The sequence below is a fragment of the Curtobacterium sp. NPDC090217 genome (assembly GCF_044746705.1).
Taxonomy (GTDB): domain Bacteria; phylum Actinomycetota; class Actinomycetes; order Actinomycetales; family Microbacteriaceae; genus Curtobacterium.
On record NZ_JBIVCR010000002.1, the window covers coordinates 635234 to 647450 of the forward strand.

10 protein-coding genes are annotated in these 12217 nt (G+C 69.4%); 1 reads left to right on the forward strand and 9 read right to left on the reverse strand.

Annotation, left to right across the window (positions count from 1 at the left end):
• The first annotated feature begins 14 nt into the window (after window positions 1-14).
• Complete coding sequence (pgl, locus tag ACIPJ2_RS10735) at window positions 15-785, forward strand: 6-phosphogluconolactonase (RefSeq protein WP_402728804.1); 771 nt, start codon at window positions 15-17, stop codon at window positions 783-785.
• Between the two features lie 323 nt (window positions 786-1108).
• Here the strand turns inward: pgl and ACIPJ2_RS10740 are convergent, their stop codons facing one another.
• The 9 genes from ACIPJ2_RS10740 to uvrA form a co-directional block, all read right to left on the reverse strand.
• On the reverse strand, window positions 1109-1468 hold the full coding sequence (locus tag ACIPJ2_RS10740; protein WP_281264651.1) for an RNA polymerase-binding protein RbpA: 360 nt from the start codon (window positions 1466-1468) through the stop codon (window positions 1109-1111).
• Between the two features lie 3 nt (window positions 1469-1471).
• Complete coding sequence (gene secG, locus ACIPJ2_RS10745; protein WP_056124375.1) at window positions 1472-1723, reverse strand: preprotein translocase subunit SecG; 252 nt, start codon at window positions 1721-1723, stop codon at window positions 1472-1474.
• Window positions 1724-1803: 80 nt separating this feature from the next.
• A complete protein-coding gene (gene tpiA, locus ACIPJ2_RS10750; RefSeq protein ID WP_402728805.1) occupies window positions 1804-2583 on the reverse strand; it encodes a triose-phosphate isomerase in 780 nt (259 codons plus the stop codon).
• Window positions 2580-3797 carry a phosphoglycerate kinase gene (locus ACIPJ2_RS10755; protein ID WP_402728806.1) on the reverse strand — a complete coding sequence of 406 codons (1218 nt, stop codon included), beginning with the start codon at window positions 3795-3797 and terminating at the stop codon, window positions 2580-2582. The genes tpiA and ACIPJ2_RS10755 overlap by 4 nt, the downstream gene beginning before the upstream one ends.
• A 2-nt stretch (window positions 3798-3799) precedes the next feature.
• On the reverse strand, window positions 3800-4804 hold the full coding sequence (gene gap, locus ACIPJ2_RS10760; protein ID WP_402728807.1) for a type I glyceraldehyde-3-phosphate dehydrogenase: 1005 nt from the start codon (window positions 4802-4804) through the stop codon (window positions 3800-3802).
• Between the two features lie 188 nt (window positions 4805-4992).
• Window positions 4993-5973, reverse strand: coding sequence for a DNA-binding protein WhiA (gene whiA / locus ACIPJ2_RS10765; RefSeq protein WP_281264655.1), 981 nt, complete (start codon window positions 5971-5973; stop codon window positions 4993-4995).
• Between the two features lie 78 nt (window positions 5974-6051).
• Complete coding sequence (gene rapZ, locus ACIPJ2_RS10770; RefSeq protein WP_281264656.1) at window positions 6052-6939, reverse strand: RNase adapter RapZ; 888 nt, start codon at window positions 6937-6939, stop codon at window positions 6052-6054.
• 151 nt (window positions 6940-7090) lie between these two features.
• Window positions 7091-9133: an excinuclease ABC subunit UvrC gene (uvrC, locus tag ACIPJ2_RS10775; RefSeq protein ID WP_402728808.1), complete on the reverse strand. Its 2043-nt coding sequence runs from the start codon at window positions 9131-9133 to the stop codon at window positions 7091-7093.
• The gene (gene uvrA, locus ACIPJ2_RS10780) at window positions 9134-12184 is read right to left on the reverse strand and encodes an excinuclease ABC subunit UvrA (RefSeq protein WP_402728809.1); all 3051 of its coding nucleotides are present in this window, start codon (window positions 12182-12184) and stop codon (window positions 9134-9136) included. It lies immediately after the preceding gene.
• Window positions 12185-12217: the final 33 nt, after the last annotated feature.

The window sequence follows — 12217 nt, forward strand, 5'->3', positions numbered from 1 at the left end:
AACACGGGAGTCACGTGACCAACGAACGGCGGGTGCTGGTGCACCCGGACAAGCAGGCCCTCGGCGCCTCCGTCGCCGCACGGTTCATCACGAAGATCATCGACGTGCTCGACGAGCAGGAGCGTGCCGACATCGCGATCAGCGGTGGTTCGGTGTCGTCCCTGGTCCTCGCAGCCATCGGGCAGTCCCCGGCGCGCGAGAGCGTCGACTGGTCGAAGGTGCACGTGTGGTGGGTCGACGAGCGCTGGGTGCCGGAGGGTGACGCGGACCGCAACATCACCGGCACGCAGACGGACTTCTTCGACCACGTCGCGATCCCGGCGGAGAACATCCACCCGATGGCGGCATCGGACGCCGGCCTGACCATCGACGAAGCAGCGACGCGGTACGAGCGCGAGCTCCAGGCTGCTGCGCCCGACTCGGCCATCGCGCCGAAGTTCGACATCACGCTGCTCGGTGTCGGTCCGGACGGGCACACGGCGTCGCTCTTCCCGGAGTTCCCGCAGCTCACCGTCACCGACCGCGTCGTGCTGTCGGTCGACGACTCCCCCAAGCCGCCGCCGCAGCGGCTCACCCTGACCTACCCGGCGATCAACGCGTCGCAGCGGGTCTGGGTGATCCTCTCCGGTGCCGAGAAGGCGTCCGTGCTCGGACTCGCCCTCGCCGGTGCCTCGGTGGACGAGGTCCCCGTCGGCGGCGTGCAGGGCCGCAAGCGTACGGTGTTCTTCGTGGACCAGGACGCCGCACGTGACGTCCCGGAGAACCTGATCGCGTCGACGTACTGACGCGCGCACTTCCGGACGGGAGGCACGGTGCCAGCTGGCACCGTGCCTCCCGTCTTCCGTGTGGTGCGGGATGCCGCGACGCGGGCCGTGCCGGCACGGCAGGCCCGCCGACCGGTCACAACACCCCGCTCACGTCCGCCGAGCGGTCACGAACAGTCGCCCGACGAGGCCCCGAGCGACACGTTCCGACCGGTCGGCGGCACGCGGGCGGGGTGTTGTGACCACTCGCAGAGCCTCGCAGAGCCTCGCAGAGCCTCGCGAGTGTGCTGCGACACGACGAAGGCCCCCGCACCGGAGTGCGGGGGCCTTCGTGACGTCTGGTGCTACTTCGCGGTACCGCGACGCTGCCGGAGCTGCTGGAGCGCGTCCTCGAGGAGCTGCTCGGCTTCCTCTTCGGTGCGGCGTTCCTTCACGTACGCGAGGTGGGTCTTGTACGGCTCGGTCTTCGTGACCTGCGGCGGGTTCTCCTTGTCACGACCAGCCGGGAGCCCGGTGGACGGCGAGTCGACCGTCTCGGGGATCTCCTCGTCCGGCAGGGTGGCGGAGAAGTACCGCACGACCTCGTTGCCGAGGGCGTCCCAGTACGAGATCGCCACACGCTCTGCCTGGACCCCGCGGTCCTGCTCCCCCATCGGGCCCGCGCCGACGCGCGAACCCCGGATTGCACTGCCTCCGGTTGCCATGGATCAGCTCCCCGCCGTGAACTTGTTGATGAGCCCGAGCACGATGATCGACACGATCCAGAGGAGACCGAGGATCACCGTGATCCGGTTGAGGTTGCGCTCGGCCACGCCGGACGCCCCGAGGTTGCTCGTCACACCACCGCCGAACATGTCGGAGAGACCGCCACCGCGGCCCTTGTGCAGGAGGATGAGGAGCGTGAGCAGGAGACTCGTGATAGCGAGGAGCACCTGCAGCACGACGGAGAGAATCGCCACGACGTACCTTTCGTGTCAGTCAGCCGTACGAGTATACCGGCCGAGCTGGGCTCGGCCGGTACCCCGGACGGAACGGTGTGTCAGAGGCCGACGTGCTGGCGGAAGCGCGCGATGGCCGCGAACTCCTGGACGTCGAGCGACGCCCCACCGACGAGCGCGCCGTCGACGTCGGGCTCGCGCAGGAAGCCCGCGATGTTGCCCGACTTCACGGAGCCGCCGTAGAGCACGCGGGTCTCGGCAGCAGCCTCGTCGCCCCACGCCGCGGCGATCCCGCGACGGAGTGCTGCGCACTCGTCCTGCGCCTGCTCAGCCGTGGCCGCCTGGCCGGAGCCGATCGCCCAGACCGGCTCGTACGCGACGACGATCTCGGACGGCTTGACCGCGTCGAGCACGACCTGGAGCTGCTCGACCGGCACGACACCGGCTCCGCGGCTCTCGCGCTGCTCGCCGGTCTCCCCGACGCAGACGACCGGCACGAGTCCGTGCTTGACGGCGGCGGCGGTCTTCGCGGCGACGATCTCGTCGGTCTCACCGTGGACGGTGCGACGTTCGGAGTGCCCGACGATCACGTACGCGGCGTCGAGGGCAGCGAGGAACGCGCCGGAGACGTCGCCCGTGTAGGCGCCGGAGTCGTGCTGGGAGAGGTCCTGCGCACCGAAGCGGATCGGGAGCTTGTCCGCCGAGATGAGCGTCTGCACGCTGCGGAGGTCCGTGAAGGGCGGGAACACCGCGACCTCGACGTCGTCGAAGTCGTGGCGCGCGTCCTTCAGCGTCCACGCGAGCTTCTGCACGGTGGCGATGGCCTGGAGGTGGTCCAGGTTCATCTTCCAGTTGCCGGCGATGAAAGGAGTCCGCGTCATCGGGTCCACCCCAGTGCTTCGAGACCGGGGAGCGACTTGCCCTCGAGGAACTCGAGGCTCGCGCCGCCGCCGGTCGAGATGTGCCCGAACTGGTCGTCCGAGAACCCGAGGGACCGGACGGCAGCAGCGGAGTCGCCACCGCCGACGACCCCGAGCCCGTCGACCTCGGTGAGCGCCTGCGCGACGGTCTTCGTGCCCGCGGCGAAGGCCGGGAACTCGAACACGCCCATCGGCCCGTTCCAGAACACGGTCTTCGAACCGGACACCGCCGACGCGAACCGCGCCGCGGTCTCCGGGCCGATGTCCAGGCCGATGCCGTCGGTGCCGAACGAGGAGGACTCGATGGCATCGGCGGCGACCGTCTCGTGGTCGGCGTCTGCGGAGAAGCCGGACGCCACGACGACGTCGGTCGGCAGGTCGATCGTCACGCCCAGCTCGTCGGCCTTGGTCAGGTAGGAGCGCACGACGTCGAGCTGGTCCTGCTCGAGCAGGGACTTGGCGACACCGTGGCCCTGCGCTGCGAGGAAGGTGAAGAGCATCCCGCCACCGATGCACAGCGTGTCCACCTGCGGGAGCAGGTGGTCGATCACGCCGAGCTTGTCGCTGACCTTCGAGCCGCCGAGCACCACCGTGTAGGGGCGCTCCGGGTTCGTGGTCAGACGCTCGAGCACGCGGAGTTCGGTCTCGATGAGCTCACCGGCTGCCGAGGGCAGCGCGGAGGCGAGCTCGTACACGGAGGCCTGCTTGCGGTGCACGACGCCGAAGCCGTCCGACACGAAGGCGTCGGCCATGGCGGCGATGCGGTCCGCGAAGCCACCGCGCACGGCGGCGTCCTTCGAGGTCTCCTCCGGGTTGAAGCGGAGGTTCTCGAGCAGCAGGACGTCGCCGTCCCCGAGGGCCTCGGCGGCCGCGGTGGCGTCGTCGCCGACGGTCTCGCCGACGAACGTCACCTCTTTCCCGAGCAGCTCGGAGAGGCGCTGGGCCACCGGGGCCAGCGAGTACTCCGGCGCCGGCGACCCATCGGGACGGCCGAGGTGGGAGATGACGATGACGCGCGCGCCGGCGTTGATGAGCGTGTCGAGCGTCGCGAGCGACGCCCGCACGCGGCCGTCGTCCGTGATCACGCCGTCCTTGAGCGGGACGTTCAGGTCACAGCGGACGACGACACGCTTGCCGGCGAGGTCGCCGAGGTCCTCGAGGGTGCGGAGGGTCATGCTCAGAGTCGCTCGCCCACGAACTCGGTCAGGTCGACGAGGCGGTTCGAGTAGCCCCACTCGTTGTCGTACCACGACGTGATCTTCACGAGACCGCCGATGACCTTGGTCAGGCCGGAGTCGTAGATCGACGAGTGCGGGTCCGTCGTGATGTCGGTCGACACCAGCGGGTCCTCGCTGTAGAGCAGGATGCCCTTGAGGGGGCCCTCAGCGGCCTCCTTGTACGCGGCGTTGATCTCGTCGACGGTGGCCTCGGCCTTGGTCTCGAGCGTCAGGTCGGTGATCGACCCGGTCGGGACCGGCACGCGGAGGGCGAAGCCGTCGAGCTTGCCGGCGAGCTCCGGCATGACCTGGCCGATGGCCTTGGCGGCACCGGTCGAGGTCGGCACGATGTTGAGGGCTGCAGCGCGGGCGCGACGCGGGTCCTTGTGCGGGCCGTCCTGGAGGTTCTGGTCGGCGGTGTAGGCGTGGACCGTGGTCATGAGACCGCGCTCGATGCCGAACTTGTCGTTGAACACCTTGGCGAGCGGCGCGAGGCTGTTCGTGGTGCACGAGGCGTTCGAGATGATGTTGTGGTTCGCCGGGTCGTACTGGTCCTCGTTCACACCGAGCACGATGGTGACGTCGTCACCCGTGGCCGGGGCGGAGATGATGACCTTCTTGGCGCCGGCGTCGATGTGCTTCTGCGCGTCGGCGGCCTTGGTGAAGAACCCGGTCGACTCGATGACGATGTCGACGCCCAGCTCGCCCCAGGGGAGGTTGGCGGGGTCGCGCTCCGCGAGGACCTTGATCGGCTTGCCGTCGACGACGATGTTGTCGCCGTCGAGCTCGACGGAGACGCCGAGACGGCCCGTGATGGAGTCGAACTTCAGCAGGTTCGCCAGCGCGGCGTTGTCGGTGAGGTCGTTCACCGCCACGATCTCGAGGTCGCTGCCCTTGGCGAGGGCGGCCCGGAAGAAGTTACGGCCGATGCGGCCGAAGCCGTTGATGCCGATCTTGACGGTCAATGGATCTCCTGTTGGGTGTGGAGCGCCCAGGGGGCGCTGCTTTCGGAGTCGCGAGCCCTCGTCGGGCCCGCGTGTGGTGACGATACGCCCCGTAACGTCGCCGTAACGACCCTAGCAGTCGGAGCATCAGCGCCCGCCCGTGTGACGTCCAGGAAGCGCCACGCCGGGACGGGTCGGACGAGGGGGCCTCAGGCGCCCTCGAGCTCCTCGGGGACGCTGGCCTCGGTGCCCGGGATGTCGAGTTCCGCGGCACGCTTGTCGGCCATCGCGAGGAGGCGGCGGATGCGGCCGGCGATGGCGTCCTTCGTCATGGGCGGGTCGGCGTGCTGGCCGAGTTCGTCGAGCGACGCGTCCCGGTGTGCGAGCCGCAGGGACCCGGCGTACTGCAGGTGGTCGGGGACCTCGTCGCCGAGGATCTCGAGCGCGCGCTCGACCCGTGCGCACGCCGCGACCGCGGCCTGGGCCGAGCGGCGGAGGTTCGCGTCGTCGAAGTTCACCAGGCGGTTGGCGGTCGCGCGGACCTCCCGGCGCTGGCGCATCTCCTCCCACTCGGCGGTGGTGCGCGCTGCACCCATCACCGTGAGCATCTGCCCGATGGCCTCGCCGTCGCGGATGACGACGCGGTGCACCCCGCGGACCTCACGGCCCTTCGCGGCGATCCCGAGACGCGACGCGGCTCCCACCAGGGCCATCGCCGCCTCGTTGCCGGGGCAGGTCACCTCGAGCGCTGCGGCGCGACCCGGGTCGGTCAGGGTGCCGGCGGCGAGGAACGCACCGCGCCAGATCGCGGCGAGGTCCTCGCGGTTCCCGGTGGTCAGCCGGTTCGGCAGCCCGCGGACCGGACGACGGCGGGCGTCCATCAGCCCGGTCTGGCGTGCGAGGGTCTCCCCGGCCTCGAGCACGCGGACCAGGTAGCGGGTGCCACGCCGAGCGGACGCCGAGGAGCCCACCGAGGCCTCGCTACGGACGCCGTAGAGCTCGGCGAGGTCCTTGCGGACACGGTGCACGATGATCCGGGTGTCGAGCTCGACCTCGACGGCGATGCGGCCGGAGATCACGTGCAGCCCGCCCGCGAAGCGCAGCACGGTCGCGAGCTCGGCGGCACGGACCGTGTTGCGGCCCACGACGACCCTGGCCAGTTCGTCCTTGACCTCGGCAGTCAACGGCACAGCATCATTCCTAACGTTTCTGGTGGTGGGGCTCGTCGGTCCCGGTGGCGCAGCCGTGTGGAGCGGCCGGTGGGACGGTCACTCCCGGCCGAGATCTCGGTTCTTCACACGCACGGCGACGTTGGGCATCCCACGGAGGAGACTCGCCAACTCGGCGACGATGGCGACCGAGCGGTGCTTCCCGCCGGTACAGCCGATGGCGATCGTAGCGTGTCTTTTGTTCTCGCGCTGGTAGCCGTCCAGGACGGGCTCCAGTACGGCGGCGTACCGGTCCACGAACGGACGGGCACCGGACTGGGCCAGGACGTAGTCGGAAACGGGCTCGTCGAGGCCCGTGTGCGGCCGGAGTTCCGGCACCCAGTACGGGTTCGGGAGGAACCGCACGTCGGCGACCATGTCCGCGTCCGGCGGCAGCCCGTACTTGAACCCGAAGCTCATCAGCGTCACCTGAACACCCGTGAAGCGGTCCTCGGCGAACTTCTCGATGACGGTGTTCGCGAGCTGGTGGATGTTGAGGTCCGAGGTGTCGATGATCACGTCCGACGCCTCTCGGAGACCGAGGAGTCGCTGGCGCTCACGGGCGATGCCGTCCAGCAGCGTGTCCTCGCCCTGCAGCGGGTGCGGTCGGCGGACCTGCTCGAACCGTCGGACGAGCACCTGGTCCGTCGCCTCGAGGAACAGCACGCGCACCCGTGCGGAGGTGCTCGCACGCAGCTGCTCGACGGCGGCTTCGGGGTCGGTGAAGTGCCGCCCGCCACGCACGTCGACCACCGCGGCGAGCTTCGGGATCTTCTCCCCCGCCCGGTCGGCGAGATCGGTCAGCGGACCGAGCATCTGGGTCGGCAGGTTGTCGACGACGTACCAGTCGAGGTCCTCGAGGGCCTTGCCGACGGTCGACCTGCCCGCACCGGACATCCCGGTGACGATGAGGACGTCGTGCTGGGGCTTCGGTTCGGTGTCGGTCATCTGGGAGATGTGCTCCGTCGTCGCTGCCCGGGCGCGTCGCCAGGGCTCTCCGGGACGGCCCGGCCGGGTGGTCTCGGGTCGGTTGGGCTCGCGGACAAGGCTATCCCCCGACACGCGCGGTCCGCAGGCCGGCCTGGAGGCTCGTCACGTGTCATGCAGGCAGGTGCGGACCGTCGGCGGTCGTCTCCGGGACCTGCACCGGGCCTCCCGAGCGGGTCGCGTCCGCGTCCTGCGCACCCGGCTCCGCCGGCTGGGGCGCGCTCGTCGGCGACTCGCCGGTCGGCGTGCTCGTCGGCACCGTCGTCAGCTTCCTGACCACCGCAGCGGCGGTCGCCGGACCCACCCCGTTGACCTCGGCGATCTCGTCCGCCGTGGCGGACCGCAGCCGCGCCACCGAACCGAAGTGCTTCAACAGCGCACTCACCCGGCTCGGCCCGAGCCCCGGGATCTCCGAGAGCTGCGTGCGGACGTCGCGCTTGCGCCGTCCCCGCTGGTGGGTGATCGCGAACCGGTGCGCCTCGTCGCGGATGCGCTGGATGAGGAAGAGCGCCTCGGAGTTGCGGGGCAGGATCACCGGGAAGTCGTCGTCTGGCAGCCAGAGTTCCTCGAGCCGCTTGGCGATGCCGACCAGCGCGATGTCGGTGACACCGGCTTCGTCCATCGCCCGCTTCGCCGCCTGGACCTGGGGCTGGCCGCCGTCGACGATGAGCAGCTGCGGGCGGTACGCGAACCGCTTCGTGGGCTTCTCCACCGCGACCACGCCGTCCGCGTTCTGGTCCGGCTGCTCGGGCAGCTCGGCGTCCTCGTCGAGACGCGCGAGCCGACGGGTCAGCACCTGGTGCATGCTGTCGGTGTCGTCGCGGGTCTCCGCGATCGAGTACCGCCGGTACTGGTCCTTGCGGGGCAGCCCGTCCTCGAACACGACCATCGACGCCACGACGTTCGTGCCCTGCAGGTGCGAGATGTCGTAGCACTCCATCCGCAACGGCGCCTCGGTCATGCCGAGCGCTTCCTGGATGTCGGCCAGGGCCGCGGCACGCGTGGTGTAGTCGGCCGAGCGCTTGGTCTTGTAGAGCATCAGCGCCTGCTGCGCGTTCTGCGATGCCGTCCGTGCGAGGCCGGCCCGGTCGCCGCGCTGCGCGGTGCTGAGCTTGGTCCCCCGGCCGCCGCGACGGTCGCTGAGCCACTGCTGCAGCGCATCGGCGTCGTCGGGGAGCTCCGGGACGACGACCTCTCGGGGCGGCTCGGACTCGGCCGTGCCGTCGGCGTAGTTGCCCTGCACGATCTGTTCGACCAGGTCGCCCGTCGAGATGTCGAGCTCCTTGTCCACGACCCAGCCGCGGACACCGCGGATGCGACCGCCGCGGACCGAGAACAGCTGCACGGCTGCGGCGAGCTCGTCCTCGGCGATGCCGAACAGATCGAGGTCCACCGAGTCGCGGAGCACGACGGCCGACTTCTCGAGGACGGCCTCGAGCGCCTCGACCTGGTCGCGGTACTTCGCCGCCTGCTCGTACTGCATCGCGTCGGCGGAGGCACCCATGCGCTGCCGGAGTTCGGTGATCACCCGGCGGTCGTAGCTCGCCATGAACCGGACGAACTCCTCGACCAGGGCACGGTGCTCCGCGATCGTGACCCGCTGCGAACACGGTCCGCCGCACTTGCCGATCTGCCCGGGGAAGCACGGCTTGCCGGTCTGCATCGCGCGCTTGTACGAGGAGTCGGAGCAGGTGCGGATCGGGAACACCTTGATCATCAGGTCGATCGTGTCGTGCACAGCCCAGATCTTCGGGTACGGCCCGAAGTACTTCGCGCCCTTGATCTTCCGGTTCCGCGTCACCATCACCCGTGGTGCTTCGTCCGCCATCGTGATCGCCATGTACGGGTACGACTTGTCGTCCCGGAACTTCACGTTGAACGGCGGATCGAACTCCTTGATCCACGTGTACTCGAGCTGGAGCGCCTCGATCTCGGACCCGACGGTCGTCCACTCGACGCTCTTCGCCGTCAGGACCATCCGGCGGGTGCGCTCGTGCAGCGTCGGCAGCGGCGCGAAGTAGTTGCTGAGCCGTGCCCGGAGGTTCTTCGCCTTGCCGACGTAGAGCACCCGGCCGTTGCCGTCACGCCAGCGGTAGACGCCCGGGTCGGTCGGGATCTCCCCCGCCTTCGGACGCCACGGGACGGTGTCCGCCACCTACCGAGCACCCGCCTTCGTGCCGCGCTTCAGCGTGCCGGTCTCCGTGACCGTGCGGGCGCCGACGGAGCGCTCCTTGCCCACGCGGGCGTCCTGCGCGTCGAAGATCTCACGCAGGAAGACACCGGTGTGGCTCTCGGGGACGTCCGCGACGAACTCCGGGGTGCCCGTCGCCAGGACGGTGCCACCACCGGAACCACCTTCCGGACCCATGTCGATGAGCCAGTCCGCCGACTTGATGACGTCGAGGTTGTGCTCGATCGTGATCACGGTGTTGCCCTTGTCGACGAGGCCCTGCAGCACGAGCAGCAGCTTCCGGACGTCCTCGAAGTGCAGGCCCGTCGTCGGCTCGTCGAGCACGTACACGGTGCGACCGTTGGACCGGCGCTGGAGTTCCGTCGCGAGCTTCACGCGCTGCGCCTCGCCGCCGGAGAGGGTCGTCGCGCTCTGGCCGAGGCGGACGTACCCGAGACCCACGTCGACGAGGGTCGCCATGTAGCGGTGGATCGCGGAGATCGGCTCGAAGAACTCGGCCGCCTCGCTGATCGGCATGTCGAGGACCTCGGAGATGTCCTTGCCCTTGTAGTGCACCTGCAGCGTCTCGCGGTTGTACCGCGCGCCACCACAGACTTCGCACGCGACGTAGACGTCGGGGAGGAAGTTCATCTCGATCTTGATCGTGCCGTCACCGGAACAGTTCTCGCAGCGACCGCCCTTGACGTTGAAGCTGAAGCGACCGGGCTGGTAGCCGCGGGCCTTGGCTTCCGGGGTCTCGGCGAAGAGCTGCCGGATCCGGTCGAACACACCCGTGTAGGTCGCCGGGTTCGACCGCGGCGTGCGGCCGATCGGTGCCTGGTCGACGTGGACCACCTTGTCGAGCTGGTCGAGCCCCTTGACGCGGGTGTGCTTGCCGGCGATGTGCCGTGCGCCGTTGAGCTGGTTCGCGAGCACCTTGTAGAGGATGTCGTTCACCAGCGTCGACTTGCCGGAACCGCTGACGCCGGTCACCGCGGTGAACACCCCGAGCGGGAAGTCGACGTCGACTTCCTTGAGGTTGTTGGCGCGGGCGCCCTGCACGCTGATCACGCGCTTCTTGTTGATCTTCCGGCGCTCCGACGGCATCTCAATCATGCGACGCCCGGCGAGGTAGTCGCCCGTGATCGACTCGCGGTTCTCGATGATGCCCTCGTACGAGCCCGAGTGCACGACGTTGCCGCCGTTCACCCCGGCACCAGGACCGATGTCGACGACCCAGTCCGCCGTGCGGATCGTGTCCTCGTCGTGCTCGACGACGATGAGGGTGTTGCCGAGGTTCTTCAGCTTCACGAGCGTGTCGATCAGCCGACGGTTGTCCCGCTGGTGCAGCCCGATGCTCGGCTCGTCGAGGACGTAGAGCACGCCCGTCAGCCCCGACCCGATCTGGGTCGCGAGCCGGATGCGCTGCGCTTCGCCACCCGACAGCGAACCGGCGCCGCGGGACAGCGTGAGGTAGTTGAGCCCGACCTCGAGCAGGAACTCGAGGCGCGCCCGGATCTCGCGCAGCACGGCCGCGGCGATGTGGGCTTCGCGCTCGGTGAGGGTCAGGGTCTCCATGAACGCGTACGCGTTGTCGAGGCTGAGCTCGGTCACGTCCGCGATGCTGCGGTCCGCCACGGTCACGGCGAGGACCTCTGGCTTGAGACGGGTGCCGTCGCACACCGGGCACGGGACCTCGCGCAGGTACCCCTGGAAGCGCTGCCGCTGGGAGTCGGACTCCGCCTCGGCGAACTTGCGCTCGATGTACGGCATCACGCCTTCGAAGCCGCTGGTGTAGCGCATCTCGCGGCCGAAGCGGTTGCGCCAGGACACCGAGACCTCGAAGTCCTTGCCGGTGAGGATCGCTGCCTGCACGGACGCGTCGAGCTGGTTCCAGGGGGTGTCGAGCCGGAAGCCGAGTTCCTTGCCGAGACCGGCCAGGAGCTTCTCGAAGTACGAGTACAGGCCGCTCGTGCCGGTCCAGGGCAGGAGGACACCGTCGGCGAGCGAGGCTTCCGGGTCGCCGAGCACCAGGTCGGGGTCGACCGACATGCGCGTGCCGAGGCCGGAGCACTCCGGGCAGGCACCGAACGGGGCGTTGAACGAGAACGTCCGCGGCTCGATCTCGGTGAGCGCCAGCGGGTGGTTGTTCGGGCACGACAGGTTCTCGGAGTAGGTCCGGACCGCGCCGGGCCCCTCGTGGTCGACGAGGTCGATCGCGACCGTGCCGTTCGTCAGGCGCAGGGCCGTCTCGAGGGAGTCGGTGAGGCGGCCGAGGATGTCGTCGCTCGCCACCAGTCGGTCGACGATCACCGAGATGTCGTGCTTGACCTGCTTCTTGAGCGTGGGCGGGCTGCTCAGCTGGATCCGCTCGCCGTCGACGATCGCGCGCGAGTAGCCGGACGCCGCGAGCTCCTGGAAGAGGTCGACGAACTCGCCCTTCTTCTTGGAGACGATCGGGGCCAGGACCTGGAACCGGGTACCGGTCTCCTGGGTCATGAGCTGGTCCGCGATCTGCTGGACCGTCTGCTTGCTGATGACCTCGCCACACGTCGGGCAGTGCGGGATCCCGATGCGCGCCCAGAGCAGGCGCATGTAGTCGTACACCTCGGTGATGGTTCCGACCGTCGACCGCGGGTTGCGGTTCGTCGACTTCTGGTCGATCGACACCGCGGGCGAGAGCCCCTCGATGAAGTCGACGTCGGGGCGGTCCACCTGCCCGAGGAACTGACGCGCGTACGCCGAGAGCGACTCGACGTAGCGACGCTGTCCCTCGGCGAAGATCGTGTCGAACGCCAACGAGGACTTCCCCGAGCCGGACAGGCCGGTGAACACGACGAGGGAGTCGCGCGGGATCTCGAGGTCGACGTCGCGCAGGTTGTGCACGCGCGCACCACGGACGCTGAGCGTCGAGGTGTCGTGCGGTGTAGCCCCACCGGGGAGGTGCTGGTCTGCGGGCTCGAGGTCGGTGTTGGCGGAGTCGCCGAAGGCGCTCCGGCCGGAGGTCGCGGTACCGCGGTCAGAGGTGATGGTCATCACCGTCGATTCTACGAAGGCGGTCCGACATTC

Coding starts and splice junctions, on each gene's coding strand:
- ACIPJ2_RS10740 (WP_281264651.1), bottom strand. CDS start 1,468: ATGGCAACCGGAGGCAGTGCAATCCGGGGTTCGCGCGTCGGCGCGGGC.
- tpiA (WP_402728805.1), bottom strand. CDS start 2,583: ATGACGCGGACTCCTTTCATCGCCGGCAACTGGAAGATGAACCTGGAC.
- ACIPJ2_RS10755 (WP_402728806.1), bottom strand. CDS start 3,797: ATGACCCTCCGCACCCTCGAGGACCTCGGCGACCTCGCCGGCAAGCGT.
- rapZ (WP_281264656.1), bottom strand. CDS start 6,939: ATGACCGACACCGAACCGAAGCCCCAGCACGACGTCCTCATCGTCACC.
- uvrA (WP_402728809.1), bottom strand. CDS start 12,184: ATGACCATCACCTCTGACCGCGGTACCGCGACCTCCGGCCGGAGCGCC.